This window comes from Thermomonospora curvata DSM 43183 (genome assembly GCF_000024385.1).
GTDB lineage: Bacteria > Actinomycetota > Actinomycetes > Streptosporangiales > Streptosporangiaceae > Thermomonospora > Thermomonospora curvata.
In genome coordinates this window covers 506,571-523,676 of record NC_013510.1, presented here as the reverse complement: position 1 = coordinate 523,676, position 17,106 = coordinate 506,571, and the positions used below count along the sequence as shown (strand labels likewise).

Sequence of the window (17,106 nt, the reverse complement as noted above, 5' to 3'; positions counted from 1 at the left end):
CCGGCGCGTTCGAGCAGACCGGTCGCGAAGCCGGCCTGCTCCGCGCGCAGGCTGTCGATCACCACGGCCAGGGGAGCTGCAGCCGGGACACGAACGCGTCCGCGGCGGCCCGCCAGCGCCTTTGTGCAGACGTTCCAGCAGCCGGGGCGCGCAATGGCCCACCCGGGCAGCGGTGGGACCGCGCCGCCGGTGAAAGACCGGTGATCCGACATGAGCCCTCTGTGCGGGAACGCATCGCCGTCCGGACAGCGACTCAGCGCGTTCCGTCCCAGCCGTGCCACCGCGCGTCTCACCAGGGCTCCGGCCGTCAGCGTGATCGTCTGAGGAGCGGCACCCGTGGGACTTTTCGCCGTTGAGGGCGGCGGAGGCCGTCTTGAGGTGCGTTCCGGGCGCGGCCGGTGATGACGAGCAGGGCGCAGAGGATGAGGGCTGCGCCGATGATGATCCGGGCGTCCAGGCGTTCCTTGAAGAAAAGGACGCTGATGATGCCGGCCCATACCGGTTCGAGGACCAAAGTGATCGAGACCGTTGGGGCCGGCAGGTGGGCCTGGGCCCAGGTCTGGCCGAGCAGGGCGAGGCCGCCGGCCAGGAGTGCCAGGTAAAGGAAGACCGGGACGTCCCGGGTCGCCGGTAGTTGCAAGCCGTCGATGGAGGCGACGGCCAGGAAGGCCAGGCCCATGGTGCCCAGTTGGACCACGGTGAGGGTGTAGGCGATCTGGGCTCGTGACCAGCGTTCCAGGGCGAGGATGTGGGCGGCATACAGCGAGGCGGCGAAAAGGGTGAGCATCTCGCCCCAGCCGAAGGCCAAGCCCCGCAGGGACATGGCGGCGACGCCCGTGGTCGCGAGGAGCGTGGCGACGACGGTGCGCCGTGAGGGTGGTTTCCGGGTGAGCAGGGCGGCCAGCAGAGGCGTGAACACCACGTACATCGACACCACGAACGCCGACACCGTGGGGGCGGTGTGCTGCAGGCCGACGAACTGCAGGTACTGGCCGATGAAGTACAGCAGCCCCAGCGCGGCGCCCACGCCGATCACCCGCCATCCGGCGCGCGGCAGCGCCCGTGGGCGGACGAGACCGACGACCAGTGCGGCCGTTAGGAACCGCAGCGCCAGAAAGTCCGGGACCGGCAGGCGGGTGAGCAGGTCCTTGGAGATGGGGAAGGTGGAGCCCCATATCGCGGTGATGGCCACGAGCGCGCCGATGGCCAGCGCCCCGCGGAGGTCGTGTCGGGCGGGTATCGGCGTCACAGTTGCAGGGCCTTGGTCTCCAGGAACTCTTCGATCCCCCACCGTCCCAGTTCGCGGCCGTTTCCGGAACGCCGGTAGCCGCCGAAGGGGGCGGCCGGGTTGAAGGCGCCGCCGTTGATGTCGACCTGGCCGGTGCGCAGGCGGCGGGCGACCGCCACGGCCGCGTCCCGGTCTCCCCATACCGCGCCGGCCAGGCCGTAGGGGGTGCCGTTGGCGAGGGTGATCGCCTCGTCGACGTCCTCATAGGACTGGACGGTCAGGACGGGGCCGAACACCTCCTCTTGGACGATCTCGGCGTCGGGGGCGACGTCGGTGACGACGGTCGGCTGCACGTAGTGGCCGCGTACAAGGCCCGCGGGGCGCTGCGGGCCCCCGGTGACGATGCGGGCGCCGCCGGCGGCGGCCCGTTCGATGAACCCGGTGACGGTGCGGCGCTGGGCCGCGGAGACGAGAGGGCCGAGGTCCGTCTCGGGCCGGGTCGGGTCGCCGACCGTGAACTCTTCGGCGCGCGCCGCGGCGAGCCGGAGCGCCGCTTCGAAGGCGGCGCGCGGCACCAGGAGCCGGGTCCACGCCGTGCAGGTCTGGCCGGAGTTGAGCATGGCCGCCTCGACGGACGCCCGGACGGCCGGTTCGAGGTCGGCGCCGGGGAGGATGATGCTGGCGGACTTGCCGCCCAGCTCCAGGCTGACGCGTTTGACGGTGGCGGCGGCAAGGGCCGCGACGTGGGAGCCGACCCGGGTGGACCCGGTGAAGGACACCGCGTCGACGGCCGGGTGGGCCACCAGCGCCTCCCCCACGATCGGTCCCGTCCCGGGAACGAGATTGAACACCCCCGGGGGCAGGCCCGCCTCGTCGGCGGCATCGGCGATCAGGTACGCCGACAGCGGCGTCAGCTCGGCCGGTTTGAGCACCACCGCGGCACCGGCCGCCAGCGCCCCGCCGATCTTGGCGAGGACCTGGTAGAAGGGGTAGTTCCACGGGGTGATGCAGGCGGCGACGCCGATGCCCTCGCGCACCACCAGGGAGTTGCCGACCCGCTCCTCCCAGGCCACCTCCGCGGCGGCGTCCAGGTAGGCGCGCAGCACGGCCAGCCCGGTGTCCACGTGCGCCTCCCGCGCCACCCGCACCGGCGCGCCGACCTCGGCGACCGTGGTCTCCACCAGCAGGTGCCGGCGGCGTTCCAAGGCGGCGTGGAACCGCTCCAGCGCCTCCAGCCGCCCGGCCGGCGGCAGGCTCGACCAGGCGGGGAAGGCGGCCGCCGCCGCGGACACCGCGGTCTGGACGTCCGCGGCGTCGGCGTCCGCGGCGGTCCCGATCACCGTTTCGGTCGCCGGGTTCTCGACCGGCGTGATCCGCCCGGCGGCCGGTTCGCGCCACCGGCCGCCGATGTACACCTGCGAGCGCGCCCACTCGGGGCGAAGGCCGCCGGCTGTCTTCGGGTCGCTCATGAACGTGCCGAGGAGTCGGAGTAGATGACCTTGCCGAGCCACTGGCCGCCGTCCACCGAGAGCACGGCGCCGTTGATGTAGGCGGCGCGCTGCGGGTCGAGCAGGAACGCCGCCGATTCGGCCACCTCCTTAGGGGTGGTGAACCGGTTCGCCGGGACGCTGGCGAGCACGCGGCGCCGGTCTTCGTCGGTCGGCCACAGCGCGGCCCCGGCGCCCTCCGTCTCGGTGGGGCCCGGGGAGATGCAGTTGACGCGGATGCCGCGGCCGCCCCATTCGGAGGCGAGGGTGCGGGTCATGGCGAGGACGCCGCCCTTGGCCGCGGCGCTGTGGACGGTTCCGGGGTGCCCGTGCCAGGCGTAGCTCGCGATGACGTTGAGGATGGCGCCGCCCCCAGACGCGAGCATGTGGCGGGCGGCGGCGCGGGTGGCGTAGAAGGTGCCGTTGAGGACGATGTCGACCACGGCGCGCCAGCCGCCGGGCGAGAGGTTCTCGGCGGGGCAGACGAAGTTGCCGGCGGCGTTGTTCACCAGCGCGTCGATGCGGCCGTGCTCGGCCGCCACGCCGTCGATCGCCTCGGTGAGGGCGTCGGCGTCGCGCACGTCGCAGGGGATGACGGAGGCCCTCACGCCGAAGCGCTCGGCCATGCGGGCGGTCTCCTCCAGGGGTTCGGGCCGCCGTCCGATGACGACGATGTCGCCTCCCCCGGCGGCATAGCGCAGCGCGATGGCGCGGCCGATGCCCGATCCGCCGCCGGTGACGATGGCGAGCCGCCCGTCGAACTCCGCGAGCGGAGATTTCTCGGTCATGGGTTGATGTCTCCTTACCGTGCCGTTTCGGCACGCCTGTTCACGCGAGGTGGGGCCGGGGCCGGGGCCGCTGGACCGGCCCGGGGACGTGGCCGGCCCCGGCCCCGGGGTCTGACAAGGCCGCTTCCAGGAGGGCTCACCGGGCGGTCCCGGGGGCCGGCGGCGTTCGATGCCGTCGCGACGCGCCCGCCCCGGCCCCCGGGACCAGGTGATGGAAAGGGGTTCACCAATCGGGTTGGTCCCCTGCGGCGGCCACGACGAGGGCGTCGACGGCGATCGCCCCGTCGGGACCGACCCGCAGCGGGTTGACCTCACACTCCAGGACGCGACCGTCCTCGGCGATGAGGCGGGACACGGCCACCACGCTCTCGGCGACCGCGTCCACGTCGACGGCCGGGCGGCCGCGGAACCCGGTGAGCAGCGGCAGCCCGGCGAGCGATTCCAGCAGGCGGCGGGCCTCGGCCACGTCCACCGGGGCGAGGGCGAGCGCCACGTCCCGGTACAGCTCGGCCGTGACCCCGCCCAGGCCGACCAGGACGACCGGTCCGAAGGCCGGATCCCGCCGGGCGCCGACGATGAGCTCCACGGCGCCGGTGCGGGTGTCCATCTCCTCCAGGACGTAGTCGCCCTCCCCCAGCCGGGAGATCATGTCGGCGAGGGCGGCGCGGACGGCGTCGGCGTCGGGCAGCCCGACGGCCACGCCGCCGAGTTCGGTCTTGTGCTCCAGCCACCCGGCTTTGAGGACGAAGGGCCCGGTCATGGAGCGCGCCACGGTGCCGGCCTCCTCGGGGGTCCAGACCGCGATGGCGCGCGGGTAGCTCAGGCCCGCCTTGGCGAGCAGGTCCCGTCCCGCCAGGTAGGGCAGGGCCTTGCCGGTGTCGCCGAGCGGGGCGGCGGGGGCGGCCAGGCGGGCGGGGTCCGCCGGCGCCGAGCGCGCCAACTCGGCCGCGATCCCCAGTGACCTGGCCACCGCGTCGATGGTGAACAGGGTGGGGACGGCGCGGGAGCGGAGCCGCCGCACCGCCTGGGAGTCGTGGCTCATGCTGTGGACGATCACCGGGCGGCCGTGCCGGGCGGCGGAGGCGGCGATGGCGTCGGCCACCTGCAGTTCCCGGTCCACCAGGGACGGGGTGTCGGCGCCGTAGCAGCCGAAGTAGCCCGACAGCACCACCGTGTCGACCTCGCCGCTGCCCAGCAGCACGTCCACCAGGCGGGCGTAGGTGGCCAGGTCCTGTTCCCCGGCCCCGGCCAGGTCGATGGGGTTGGCCGTCCCGGCGCCCTCCGGCAGCAGGGCGGCGACGGCGGCCCGGGTGCCTTCGGAGAGGGCCGGCACGGTGAGGCGGTGGCGGCTGAGGGTGTCGGCGGCGATGGCGCCCTGGCCGCCGCTGTCGCTGACGATCGCGACCCGGTCGCCGGCCGGCAGCGGGCCGTCGATGAGCAGGTGCGCCAGGTCGATCGCCTGGGCGGGGGTCTCCACGAAGGCCGCGCCGGCGGCCCGGCAGGCCGCGGCGACCACGTCGGTGGCGGCGGTCATGGCGCCGGTGTGGGAGCGGGCCGCGGCCCGGCCGGCGTCGCTGGCGCCGACGGTGAGCACGATGACGTGCTTGCCCGCCTGCCGCAGCCGCGCCATGACCGCCGCCAGCTCCCGGCCGGCGCCGAAGTTCTCCAGGTAGAGCACGACCGTGCGGGTCGTCTCGTGGGAGATCAGGTCTTCCAGCAGCTCGGCCGCGGTGACGTCGACCTGGTTGCCGATGGAGACGAAGCGGGAGACCCCCAGCCCGGCGTGGGCGGCGAGCCCGGCGAGCTCCAGCCCGAGCTGGCCGGACTGGGAGACGATCGCGATGCTGCCGGGGACGAAGGTGCCCCAGGCCAGCTCCAGCTCGCTGCCGGCGTCGTACAGGCCCAGGCAGTTGGGGCCGACGATGCGGGCGCCGGCCCGCCGGATGCGTTCGGCCAGCCGCCGTTCCAGGCCCGCTTCGCCGTTGGCGGCGTCGATGTGGGCGGTGATCCCCAGAAAGCCCTTGACGCCGAGGGCCAGGGCCTCGTCGATCACGGCGGGGATCGTGCGGGCGGGGGCGGTCAGCACCACCAGTTCCGGCGCCGAGGGCAGTTCCGACAGCGACCGCGCCGACTGGACGCCCTCGATGACCGCGCCTTTGGCGTTGACCAGGTGCACTTCCCGGCGGTGGGCGCCGCGCAGGGCGCCGCGGGCGATCCAGTAGCCCCATTTGGCGGGATCGGCCGAGGCGCCGACGACGGCGACGGATGCCGGGTCGGAGAAGACCGACAGGGACACGGGGGCTCCGCTCACTTCGCCAGGGACCGGGAGATGATGAGGCGCTGGATGTCGGAGGTGCCTTCCTCGAGCTCTTCGAGCTTGGCGTCCCGCAGCCACTTTTCGACCATGAACTCCCGCGAGTAGCCCCAGCCGCCGTGGGTGAGCAGCCCGGCGTTGGCCACCCAGGTGGTGTTCTCCGAGGCGACGACCTTGGCGATGGCGGAGGCGGCGGTGACCGGCTTGCCGGCGTCGAACAGCCGGGCGGCCCGCATGGTGACCAGGTGGGAGATGTCGGTCTTGGCGGCCATGTCGGCCAGCCGGAAGGCCACCGCCTGGTGCTCGATGATCGGCTTGCCGAACTGGGTGCGTTCCTTGGCGTACTGGACGGCGTCCTCCAGGATCGCCCGGGACAGGCCGGTGGCGGCGGCGCCGATGAGGATGCGGGAGGCGTCGAAGGTGCGCATCAGGCCGTAGAAGCCCTTGCCTTCTTCGCCGAGCCGGTTTTCCACGGGGACGCGGACGTTCTCCAGGAAGACCTCGGCGTTGAGGGTGCCGCGCTGGCCGTACTTCTTCATGGGGGCGCCGACGGTGACGCCCTCGCGGTCGCGTTCGACGAGGAAGGCGGTGACCCCGCGGGCGCGCTTGCTGGGGTCGACGGTGGCGAACACCACGAAGTACTGCGACAGCGGGGCGTTGGAGATCCAGGTCTTCACCCCGTTGAGGACGTAGTGGTCGCCGTCGCGGACGGCGCGGGTCTGCAGGCCGGCCGCGTCCGAGCCCACGCCCGGCTCGGTGACGGCGACGCTGGTGACGGGGGGTTCAGAGCCGGTGAGCGGGGTGATCCACTTCTTCTTCTGCTCCTCGGTGCCCAGCTCCAGGATCGGGTCGGCGAAGAAGGAGCTGGAGGTGAGGAAGTTGGCGATGCCGATGTCGCCGTGGCACAGCTCTTCTTGGACCAGGCACTGGGTGACCAGGTCGGTCACGCCGCCGCCGCCGTACTCGGCGGGCAGCATGTAGGAGGTCAGCCCGACCTCGGCGGCCTTGTACCACAGGTCCATGGGCGCCTCGGTGTCGGCCTCGTCGACCTCGCGCGCGCGGGGGCGGATCTCGTTGCGGGCGAAGTCGCGGGCGAGGGCGACGAACTCGCGCTGCTCGTCGGTCAGTTCGATCCCGTCGGTGAGCTCGTAGAACACGGAAGGGGCTCCTGCTCCGAATATTTGACTGATCCGTCAGTTATGTTTTGATGATCGTGGGACAGCGCTCGGTGCGCTGTCAAGAGGGGAATCGCCGCAGGTCCGCGCGGGTGCCCCGGTCAGGGGGCGCGATCAGCCGAGGGCGGCCTGAACCGGCTCGGCGGACTGCACGGACATCGTCTTCACCAAGTGGTCGCAGACGCTTTGCATGCGGGCGATCGTCATGTGCTCCGAGCCGACCAGGGCCTGGATCGCCAGCCCGTCGATCGTGCTGACCAGCACGTTGGCCAGCAGCACCGGATCTCCCGGCACGATCAGCCCTTCTGCCTGGCCGAGGCGGATGATCTCGGTGATGATGCTCCGCCACTCGCCGTAGATCCGCTCGTTCAGCTTGCGCAGGTCGGGGTCGTGCAGGGCCTCCACCCACGTTTCGGCCCACACCCGCCAGGCGGCCTCGGTCTCCTCATCGCGCGGCAGATAGGAGTCGATGAAGGCGCGCAGCCGGTCCCGGGCGTTGGAGTGCCGGTCCAGTATCGACTTGCGCCGCTCCAGCGAGCGGGAGAAGTTCCACTCGAACGCGGCGTGCACCAGGTCGCGCTTGGTCTCGAAGTAGTAGTGGACCAGTGCGGCGCTGAGCTTGGCGTACCTGGCCACATCAGTCACACGCAGCGCCTTGTAGCCCTTTTCACTGATGACCCTGCACGCCGCTTTGAGAATCTGCTCGCGGCGCTCGGCTTCAACGCTCGGGCGTGGCATCCGTTCTCACCTCGTGTGGCTGTATGGGTCAGGTTGTCAGACGATCACGGCTCGGTCCAGCGCCGGCCGGCATTCGGCGCGAAGATCATCTCGGTGCCATCGGACGTCCCTCCACGACGACGGAGACGGGCCTGCCCCGGGCATGCCAAAGAACGACGTTCTCGGCCTGCTGGAGGACGTAATCGCGGCTGCTGGCCGCCGACAGGTAGGCGGCGTGCGGCGTGAGGAGCACCCGGGGATGGGCGAGGATCGGGTCGCCGGGCTCCGGGGGCTCCTGCGGCAGCACGTCGAGCGCCGCACCCGACAGGCGTCCCTCGTCCAGGCACCGCACAAGCGCACGGTGGTCGATGAGACCGGCGCGCGACACGTTCACCAGCGACGCGCCCTCGCGCATCAGACCGAGCCGCCGCGCATCCAGCAGCCCCCGGGTCTCCGCAGTGAGCGGCAGGTGCAGGCTCACGACGTCGCTGCAGGCCAGCAGCTCGTCCAGGGCCAGCCACTGGACGCCGTGCATGGCGGTGACGGCGGGGTCGTAGCCGACGATACGGCCGACGAGCGGGCGGACGTACTCCGCATAGCGCCGCCCGATGCGGCCGAGCCCGACGACGCCGACGGTCACCTCCGAAAGCCGCCGCAGATCGTGCCGGGTGCCGTCCCATATCCCGGCCCGGACGTCGCGATCCAGGTAGGGCAGTCCCCGCAGGAGCGCGAGCGTCATGGCCAGCGCGTGGGAGGCGACCTCCTCGGTCGCGGCGCCGGGAACGTTGGTGACCCAGATGCCGCGCTCCCGGCAGGCGTCCAGGTCGACCATGTCATAGCCCACCGACTGCGTGGCGACGATGCGCACCGCCGGCAGGGCCTCCAGGAGCGGCCGGTCGATCTCGGCGTAGCCGAGCAGGAGCGCGTCGGCGTCCGCGGCGGCGGCCACGATGTCGGCGGGCGCCGCGGAGGCGGCGAACCGCACCGTGAACCCGGCCTCCTCCAGCAGTTTCACCCCGGGGGCCGGGTCGGTGTCCACCACGTCGGTGTAGACCGCGACGGGTTTCCTCATGCCATGCCCCTGGCGGCGCGGCTTTCCTCACGGACGTGGATCAGCGTGGGCCGGTCCGCCTCCAGGGCGGCCTTGACCGCCCCGGTCAGCTCGGCGGGGTCGGCGGCCCGGACGCCATGGCAGCCCAGCGACCGGGCGAGCGCGGGGAAGTCGGGGCGGCCCAGCGCCACGGCGTGGACCGGTTCGCCCCGGTCCGCCATCTCGTTGCGGATCTCGCCGTAGCCGCCGTTGTCGACGACGACGACCGGCAGCGCGATGCCCAGCTCGGCCGCGGCGGCCAGCTCGGCGACGGTGAACATGGTGCCGCCGTCGCCCTGCAGGACGAGCACCGCGGCGTCCGGGTCGGCGATCTTGGCGCCGATGCCCGCCGGCAGGCCGAACCCGAGCGTGCCGGCCCCGGTCGGGTAGAGGAAGGCGCCCGGCCGGTGCAGCGGCAGGTTCGACAGCGCGCCGTAATAACAGGCCATGGCGCTGTCGGCGGCCACGATCGCGTCGCGGGGCAGCGCCTCGGCGATCGCGGAGACGATCGGCAGCCAGGGCTCGCCCTCGGCGCGGGCGGCCTGCCGGTGCCGGTCCCGCCACTGCGCGGCCCGCTGCGCCGCCCCGGCCGGGGCCGGGCGGTCCAGTTCCGCGCGCAGGGCGCGCAGCGCGACCGCGGCGTCCCCCACCACCGGCACCGCCGGGACGACGTTGGTGACGATCCCCGCGGGGTCGACGTCGATGCGCAGCACCTTGCCGGACAGGTCGGGCAGCCCGATCCACCAGTCGGAGGGGGCGAACTCGGTGCCCACCGCGATGACCAGGTCGCTGTCGTCCATCAGGTCCAGGACGCAGCGGTGCTGCAGCCCCGCGCCCACGAAGAGCGGGTGGTCCTCGGGGACGATCCCCTTGCCGTTGGAGGTGGCGAGGATCGGGGCGCCCACGGCCTCCGCCAGGGCGATCACCTCCGCGCCGGCCCGCCTGGCTCCCCCGCCGACCACGAGCACCGGGCGGCGGGCACCGGCGCAGGCCGCCGCGCCGGCGGTGACCGACTCCGGCGCGGGGGTGCACGTGGTGGCCGGGACGGGATCGACCACGGTCACCTCCGCCCGCTCCTCCAGCAGGTCGAGCGGGATCTCCAGGTGGACGGGGCGGGGCCGGCCGCCGGTCAGGTCGGTCCACGCCTGCGCCACCGCGAGCGGGATCTCCGCCACGCTGGTCACCCGGTGGCTTCGGCCGAGGATCGCGGCCATGGCTCCGCTTTGGTCCTTGACCTCATGGAGCAGGCCGTTGCCCCGGCCGGGGTGACGCAGCGGCATGCCCGGGGAGACGAACAGGACCGGCACCGAGTCCGAGTAGGCCTGCAGCGCGGCCGAGGCCGCGTTCAGGATCGCCGGGCCGGTGGTGGTCAGGCAGACGCCCGGCCGCCCGGAGGAGCGGGCGTACCCGTCGGCGGCGTACCCGGCGCCCTGCTCGTGCCGCGGGGAGATGTGCCGGATCCCGTGCCGCTTCATGGCCGCGTAGGCCGAGAGGTTGTGCGTGCCGGGAATCCCGAAGATCGTGTCCACGCCGTGGGCGGCCAGTGCCGCGATCAGCGCCTCGCCGCCCGTCATCGTCGCCATGCCGCTTTGAGTCCTTCCAGGTCAGTCGAGGACGCGGGAGTCGTGAACGTCCCAGTAGGCGTACACCCGGGCGCCGGGGACGACCCCGTCCGGGACGCGGGGGACGTCGGTGCGCGCCAGCAGCCGCCGGCCCGCGGGGGTGCGCAGCTGCACGGTGCGGCTGCTGCCGAGGTAGATGCAGTCCTCCACGATCGCCTCGACCCGGTTCATGCTCTCGGGGACGAAGGCGGTCTCGGTGGCGATGTGGAGGCGCTCGGGGCGGATCATGAGCGACCTGCCGTCGCGGTCGGCGCCTTCGGGAATCCGGTAGTGCTGACCGTCGGCGTCGTCGATGAAGCCGTTTGCCTGGATCGTTCCGGTGAAGATGTTCGAGGCGCCGACGAATTCCGCGCTGTAGCGGCAGTTCGGCTCGGCGTAAAGCTGCTCGGGCGTGCCGAGCTGGACGATGCGCCCGTTCCGCAGCAGGGCGATGCGGTCGGACATCATCAGCGCCTCGTCCTGGTCGTGCGTCACGAACACGAAGGTGATGCCCATTTCCTGGTGGAGCCGCCGGATCTCCAGCTGGAGCTGCTCGCGCAGCAGCTTGTCCAGGGCGCCCAGCGGCTCGTCCATGAGCAGCACGCGGGGGCGGAAGACGATGGCCCGGGCGAGCGCCACCCGCTGCTGCTGGCCGCCGGAAAGCTCCGCAGGCCGCCGGTTGCCGAGATGGCCGAGCTCGACCATTTCCAGGGCCTCGGCGACCCTGGTGCGGATCTCGTTTTTTGCGACCTTCTGCCGCTTGAGCGGGAAGGCGACATTGTCGGCGACCGACATGTGCGGGAAGAGCGCGTAGTGCTGGAACACCATCCCGAAACCGCGCTTGTGGGGCGGCAGCGAGGTGATGTCCCGGCCGTCCACCTTGACGGTTCCGGAGTTGGGCCGGATGAAGCCGGCGATGATGTTCAGCAGGGTGGACTTGCCCGAGCCGGAGGCGCCGAGCAGGGTGAGGAACTCCCCCGCCCGGATGTCGAGGTCGACCGCCTCGAGCACGGTGTTGTCGCCGTACTTCTTGCTCACCGCGTCGATGGAGATCGACGCTCCGGTCGACTTCCGGGGAGAGGCTGTCTGGAGCGTTGCGGTCATGTCATGCACCTGTGTTCGTTGCGGGACCCGTCACCCGGCGGCGGGCGAGGCGGCGGATCAGCCGGGTCAGGCCGAGGATGAGGAACGAGCCGAAGACGACCAGCAGCACCAGCGTGGAGATGGCCGCGACGGTGGGGTCGATCTGGACCCGGATGCCCGACCACATCTGCACCGGCAGCGTCGTCACCTCCGGGCCGGACAGGAAGATCGCGGTCACCACCTCGTCCCAGCTGGTGAAGAAGGCGAACAGCCCGCCGGCCAGCACGCTGGGCAGGATGAGCGGGAGGGTCACCTGGAAGAAGGTGGTGACCGGGCCCGCGCCCAGGCTCATCGCGGCCATCTCCAGCCTCCGGTCCACCGCGACCAGCCCCGCCACCACGTTGATGACGACATAGGGGACGGCCAGGCAGGTGTGGACCAGCACGAAGCCGAGCGTGGTCTGGGTGAGGCCGAGCTGGAGGAAGGCGATGTAGGCGGCCAGGCCGATGATGACGTAGGGCACGATGAGCGGGGCCAGCAGCACCGCGATGATCGTGTTGCGGAACGGGATGCGTCCGCGCACCAGGGCGAGAGCGGCCAGCACGCCCAGCACCACCGAGCACACCGACGACGCCAGCGCCACCTTCAGGCTCGCCCAGGCCGACTCCAGCCAGACCGGGTCGTCGACGAGGTTGCGGAACCACCGCAGCGACAGCTTCTCCGGCGGGAACGACAGGAAGGAGCTGTCGGAGAAGGACATCGGGACGACGATGAGGATCGGCAGGATGAGGTAGACGCCGATCAGGGCGGCGAGGACGGCCAGCCCGGTACGGGTGAGGATCTTGGTCATGTCTGCCGCATCAGGTGTTTTTGAAGGTCCACGAACCTGCTCGCCACCAAAAGCAGCAGGAGGGTGGTCACCAGGAGCAGGGTCGCCAGGGCGGCGGCGAAGCCGAAGCGGAGCACGCTGCTGACCTGCTGCACGATCAGCTCGCCGATCATCATGTTCTTCGGGCCGCCGAGCAGCGCCGGGGTGATGTAGTACCCGAGCGCCTGGATGAAGGTCAGCAGCAGTCCCGCCGCGACGCCGGGCGCGCTGAGCGGGACGAAGATCCGCCAGAAGGCGCCGGAGGGCCGGGCGCCCAACGACTCGGCCGCCAGCAGCAGCCGCCGGTCGATGTTCTGCATGGTCGCGAAGATGGGCAGCACCGCGAACGGCAGCGCGACCTGGACCATGCCGAACACCACGCCGGGGAGTGTGCGGATCAGCGGGATCGGCTCGTCGATGACGCCGAGCGACTGGAGGGTGGCGTTGAAGGCGCCGGTGTCCCGCAGGAACAGCACGAGGGCGAAGCTGCGCACCAGGATGCTGGTCCAAAACGGCACCAGCACCAGCCCCAGCATGATCATCCGCCAGGTGGGGCCGACGAGCGTCATCAGGTAGGCGTACGGGTAGGCCAGCGCCAGCGTCACCGCCGTGACGATCGTCGCGATGAGGAACGTGTTGCCCAGCACCCGCAGGTAGACGGAGTTGGCGAACAGGTCGCGGTAGTTCTGCAGCCCGAGGCTCGGGTCCGTCAGGCTGCGGGACAGCATGACGACCAGCGGCGCCACGAAGATCAGGATCAGGAACAGCAGCAGCGGCAGGACCAGGGCGCCCCACCCGTCGAAGCGCAGCCATTGGGGCAGCCGCAACGGGCGGGGCCGGCCCTGCATCGTGTCCATCGACGAATCGGTGGCCACAGTGGTCATTGGGCGATCCAGGCGTTCAGACGCTCGGTGACGCTGTCGTAGTGCTCGGCCCAGTAGTCGTAGTTCACCAGGCCGATGGCCTTCTCGGCGTTGGCCGGGTGGCCGGGCAGTTCCTTGCGGACGTCGGCGGAGACGTACTGGAGGGCGTTCTCACTGGCCGGGCCGTAGATCGAGGCGTCGGCATCGGCGGCCTGGGCCTTGGGGTTGTCCAGGAACCAGCGCATCCACTGGAAGGCCAGTTCCTTGTTCGGGTAGCCCTTGGGAACGGCGATCTGGTCGTAGGAGACCAGGTTCTCGTTCCACTCGTTGGCGACCTTCTCCCCTTCCTGCCGGGCCTGGTAGATCCGGCCGCTCCAGGCCTGCACCAGCGGGGCTTCGCCGCTGGCCAGCATCTGGGTCATCTGGTCGCCGGTGTCGTAGAAGACGATGTCCTTTTTGATCGTCTCCAGCTTCTTGAAGGCCCGGTCGATGTCGAGCGGGTAGAGCTCGTCGGGCTTGACGCCGTCGGCCAGCAGCGCGGCCTCGAACATGCCGCCGGTGGCGTACTTCCAAAAGCCCCGCTTGCCGGGGAAGCGCCGGGTGTCGAAGAACTCGGCCCAGGTCTTGGGGTGATCGCCGGAGAAGGTCTTGGTGTTGTAGGCGATCGTGAAGGAGTACTGCAGGATCGGGATGGCGCACTCGCCGATCTGCTCTTCGGCGACGCCCGAGGCCTTGGCCTTGTCGATGATGTCCTGCGGGAGCTTCTCCAGCAGGCCCGACTCGCAGGCGGTGTTGGCGAAGTTCGGCTCCACCTCGGTGAGGCCCCAGGTGACCTTGCCCGCCTCCACCTGCGCCTTGATCTTGGCGTAGTCGGTCGGCGAGTCCTGCTTGATGGTGACGCCGTTGGCCTCGGCCCACGGGGTGAAGTAGGAGTCGACGTGGGCCTTCTGTGCAGCGCCGCCCCACATGGTCACCGTGAGCGTCGAGTCGGACCCGCCCGAGTCACCGCCGCCGCAGCCGCTGAGTGCGACGGCCAGACCCGTCACCGAGGCGATGGCCAGCAACTTGGTCTTCATCGACCCTCCCGCCAGTTCTTTGACTGATGCGTCAGTTAAGTGCGTACACCGTGACGTATGACACGTCCGATGTCAAGGGGGTCACCAGCGACTTCTTTGCCGAAGTCCTCCCGCATCGCCCCAGCTCACAGCTCTCCAAGGCCGATCCCATCGGGGCTGGAGGGCTCTGGGAGGGCCGTCCGGGGCGGGCGGCTCCCCGGCCCGGACGGCCGGGCGGCGGCTCCGGACGTGGGGCCGCCGGCGGCCGGCCGACCGGGCAGGACCGGCGCCTGCGGATCTCGCCCCGGCGTCATGTGGAGACACCACGGTCCGGCGCGGGGCCGCCCGTCTTTCGAGGCCGAAAGGGCGTCGCCAGGAGCGATGCGGCGAGCCGGGACGGCGCGGAACCGGGCGCCGCCGGAACTCGTCCTCGGCGCCGAAGGCCGGGCACTGAAAAAGGTTCTATTCGTTGTCCAGGGCTCTTGCCCGAGGTTTCGGAGCAATGGATTGAAAAAGGTTCACATCATCTCTGCACGATGCGCGCTTCCACCGCTCATCCGGGAGGCCGGCATGTGCGGTGGGCACCGTCGCGATCCCGGTTCCGGAAAGTCGACCTCGACCATGGTTGAGGTCTGCGGCTCGAAAGCGCCCGCAGGAAGGCCACCCGGCTTCTTGAGAGCCGAGACGTAATGTGTCTCAGGTCTTGCAGACAGGTCCCCAGTCAAGGTCAGGGACCCGTCCTGGAACGAAAGGCCGTGGGCGCGGCGGAGACGGCGCTTCGCCTGAGCCGGCACGGCGGGGATCACGCCATGAAAACAGGAGGCCACCGGGCCCGTACCCGGTCGTCCTCGTGGACTGCCGGGAAGGGCCCGGTGGCCGTTTCACCGGGTCAGGTCATGAGCCACTGGCCCGGGACGGGGTTCACTTGGCGGCGCAGATGGCGTAGGCGGTGATGAAGTCCCAGTTCGCGTTGGTCGGGGTGTGCTCACCCGCGATCACCTGCGCGTAGCCCTCGTCGGGGTTGCTCGGGATGATCCGCTTGAGCGAGATGTGGGGCGGGGCGACGTTGGAGATCCCGCCGCCGGCGCCCAGCGGCCGCCGGCCGCTGCTGCAGTTCGCCGAAGCGACCTTGATGCTCTCAGAGTCCTTCTGCGGGGACGGGGCGACCTTCACCTCGTAGCCCTGGGGCTTGTCCACGCAGATCGCGTAAACGTCCAGCCGGTGAAGGCCGGTGTAGGCGGGGTCGACCTTCTGCGACTGGGCCCGGGCGATGTCGCCGTTCGCCGAGGGCCGCGCGATCTGCAGGGTGACCTTGTCCTCTTGCCCCCGGGCGGTCACGGCCACGGCGCCCGTGCCGACCACCCGCTGCTTGGCGGGATCCGCGCAGCCGACCTCCTTGCTGTGCTTGGGCCGGTCGGTCGTGTCGGTGTAGTCGAGCCTGAGGTCCCAGCCCTTCAGCGAGGAGATGTCGGCGCACACCGCGTATGCGTGGACCTTCCACTTGGCGCTGGGCACGACCGAGGTCTCCACGGCGGAGGCGTGGTACCCGCTCGACCCGACCTGAGAGCTGTAGAAGGGCCTCAGCTCGATCAGCGCGAGCTTCGCGACGTCCCCGCTCTGCTCCGCGCTCACCCAGCCGCCGCCGCTGATGACGCGCTTACCCGCCGGGCAGGTGGCCACGGCGGTCTTCTTGTCCGACTCCGGATCGGCCGACTCGGCCGGCACCCGCACCACCCCGGTGATCTTCGGTGCCGCCAGGGCACCGGCCCGGGCCGCCTCGGCGGTGCCGGCCAGTGCCGCCAGGCCCCCCAGGCCCAGCGCCGCCACCGCAAGAGAGCGGATCGTCTTCCCCCTCATGGTTCTTCCTTCGTCTTTTCCGGGGCGGAAAACCCCGTGCCGATCTGCTGTGTTCGCACCCCAGGGTGCAGATCGGTACATGGGGGGCACATCGGGAAACCACCCCGAACATGAGGGGATGTATCCCTTAACTTGAGGGGACGCGCGGCCGGGAACCCCTGAATCCGAACTTCCCGGCACATATCGGCATCTCATCGAGACCAGGTCTTCTTCAAGATATGGCTCCTGCTTCGGCACGCAGCGCCCTGGATGGCGTATCTCCAGCTCACGGCGTTTTCTCCGGCTGCGGTGAACCCGTTTTGACCTGCCAGAACGGCATGCCGGAACGGCGACGGCCCACGGCTTTGGGCAAACGGCCGTCACCGGCGGTCTTCCCAAGCGCACCGCGCTTTTCGACCATGGTGTTCATGCGTGACATCGACCCCGCCCTTACGCGGCGGCCCCCGGCCGGTTGATCGGGTCGGCCCTGCGCCGGAGGGGCATCCTCCTGGCCGTTCCCTTCCTGTGGGCGGGGACGGCGGTCCACACCCACCTCCTGGGCCAGGAGGTGCGCGTGACGATCGAAAGATGCTCGCACTCGCGTTCCGGCTGGACGTGCCATGGATCGTGGACCGACGCGCAGGGGAAGCGGCACTCGGCCGAGATCGCGCACACAGGCGGCGACCACCGGGGAAGGCCGTCGCGGCAAAGGCAGGGCCGTTCGGCGTGCACGCCGGAAGCCTGTGGCGGGATGCGCCGCTGCTGTTCTTCGCCGCCCTCTTCCCGTCCGGAGCGGTCGCGTTCTGGCTGATGAGCCGGGTGGTCGACGAAGAGGTGGCGAGCGCCGCGCGGGATCTGCTCACCGCGCCCGGCCCGGCGCTGACCCTGCTGGTCGGGCCCGCCGTGGCGCGGCGGCCCGGGGGCGAAGAGCACATCCGTCTGCGGTTCGGTGAGCCGAAGCCGCCTTTGCCGCCCGGTGTTCCCGCCGGACGCCGCGGGGT

At 71.2% G+C, this 17,106-nt stretch carries 14 protein-coding genes; all 14 read right to left on the bottom strand.

The window, feature by feature from the left end; translation table 11 throughout:
- Positions 1 to 307: 307 nt before the first annotated feature.
- The 14 genes from TCUR_RS02230 to TCUR_RS26840 all read right to left on the bottom strand — a co-directional run bounded on the left by TCUR_RS02230 (position 308) and on the right by TCUR_RS26840 (position 16,535).
- Positions 308 to 1,249, bottom strand: coding sequence for a DMT family transporter (locus tag TCUR_RS02230; protein WP_012850839.1), 942 nt, complete (start codon positions 1,247 to 1,249; stop codon positions 308 to 310).
- Entirely contained in the window at positions 1,246 to 2,697 is a 1,452-nt protein-coding gene (locus TCUR_RS02225) for an aldehyde dehydrogenase family protein (RefSeq protein ID WP_012850838.1), read from the bottom strand. The genes TCUR_RS02230 and TCUR_RS02225 overlap by 4 nt, the downstream gene beginning before the upstream one ends.
- Positions 2,694 to 3,503, bottom strand: a complete 810-nt coding sequence (locus tag TCUR_RS02220) for an SDR family oxidoreductase (RefSeq protein ID WP_012850837.1) — start codon at positions 3,501 to 3,503, stop codon at positions 2,694 to 2,696. Before TCUR_RS02220 ends, TCUR_RS02225 begins: the two co-directional genes overlap by 4 nt.
- 223 nt (positions 3,504 to 3,726) lie before the next feature.
- Complete coding sequence (locus tag TCUR_RS02215; protein WP_012850836.1) at positions 3,727 to 5,799, bottom strand: acetate--CoA ligase family protein; 2,073 nt, start codon at positions 5,797 to 5,799, stop codon at positions 3,727 to 3,729.
- 11 nt (positions 5,800 to 5,810) lie between these two features.
- The gene (locus tag TCUR_RS02210; RefSeq protein WP_012850835.1) at positions 5,811 to 6,974 is read right to left on the bottom strand and encodes an acyl-CoA dehydrogenase family protein; all 1,164 of its coding nucleotides are present in this window, start codon (positions 6,972 to 6,974) and stop codon (positions 5,811 to 5,813) included.
- Positions 6,975 to 7,106: 132 nt separating this feature from the next.
- Complete coding sequence (locus TCUR_RS02205) at positions 7,107 to 7,730, bottom strand: TetR/AcrR family transcriptional regulator (protein WP_012850834.1); 624 nt, start codon at positions 7,728 to 7,730, stop codon at positions 7,107 to 7,109.
- 85 nt (positions 7,731 to 7,815) lie between these two features.
- Positions 7,816 to 8,781 (bottom strand): C-terminal binding protein, encoded by a 966-nt coding sequence (locus TCUR_RS02200; RefSeq protein ID WP_012850833.1) that lies wholly within the window; start codon positions 8,779 to 8,781, stop codon positions 7,816 to 7,818.
- Positions 8,778 to 10,382 (bottom strand): thiamine pyrophosphate-binding protein, encoded by a 1,605-nt coding sequence (locus TCUR_RS02195; protein ID WP_012850832.1) that lies wholly within the window; start codon positions 10,380 to 10,382, stop codon positions 8,778 to 8,780. Before TCUR_RS02195 ends, TCUR_RS02200 begins: the two co-directional genes overlap by 4 nt.
- 21 nt (positions 10,383 to 10,403) lie before the next feature.
- Positions 10,404 to 11,504, bottom strand: coding sequence for an ABC transporter ATP-binding protein (locus tag TCUR_RS02190; RefSeq protein WP_012850831.1), 1,101 nt, complete (start codon positions 11,502 to 11,504; stop codon positions 10,404 to 10,406).
- A gap of 1 nt (position 11,505) precedes the next feature.
- The gene (locus TCUR_RS02185) at positions 11,506 to 12,333 is read right to left on the bottom strand and encodes an ABC transporter permease (RefSeq protein WP_012850830.1); all 828 of its coding nucleotides are present in this window, start codon (positions 12,331 to 12,333) and stop codon (positions 11,506 to 11,508) included.
- On the bottom strand, positions 12,330 to 13,235 hold the full coding sequence (locus TCUR_RS02180; RefSeq protein WP_012850829.1) for an ABC transporter permease: 906 nt from the start codon (positions 13,233 to 13,235) through the stop codon (positions 12,330 to 12,332). The genes TCUR_RS02185 and TCUR_RS02180 overlap by 4 nt, the downstream gene beginning before the upstream one ends.
- Positions 13,232 to 14,290, bottom strand: a complete 1,059-nt coding sequence (locus TCUR_RS02175) for an ABC transporter substrate-binding protein (RefSeq protein WP_012850828.1) — start codon at positions 14,288 to 14,290, stop codon at positions 13,232 to 13,234. Before TCUR_RS02175 ends, TCUR_RS02180 begins: the two co-directional genes overlap by 4 nt.
- A gap of 900 nt (positions 14,291 to 15,190) precedes the next feature.
- A complete protein-coding gene (locus tag TCUR_RS02170) occupies positions 15,191 to 16,126 on the bottom strand; it encodes a hypothetical protein (protein WP_012850827.1) in 936 nt (311 codons plus the stop codon).
- A 265-nt stretch (positions 16,127 to 16,391) separates the two neighbouring features.
- Positions 16,392 to 16,535, bottom strand: coding sequence for a hypothetical protein (locus TCUR_RS26840; RefSeq protein ID WP_169312980.1), 144 nt, complete (start codon positions 16,533 to 16,535; stop codon positions 16,392 to 16,394).
- Positions 16,536 to 17,106: the final 571 nt, after the last annotated feature.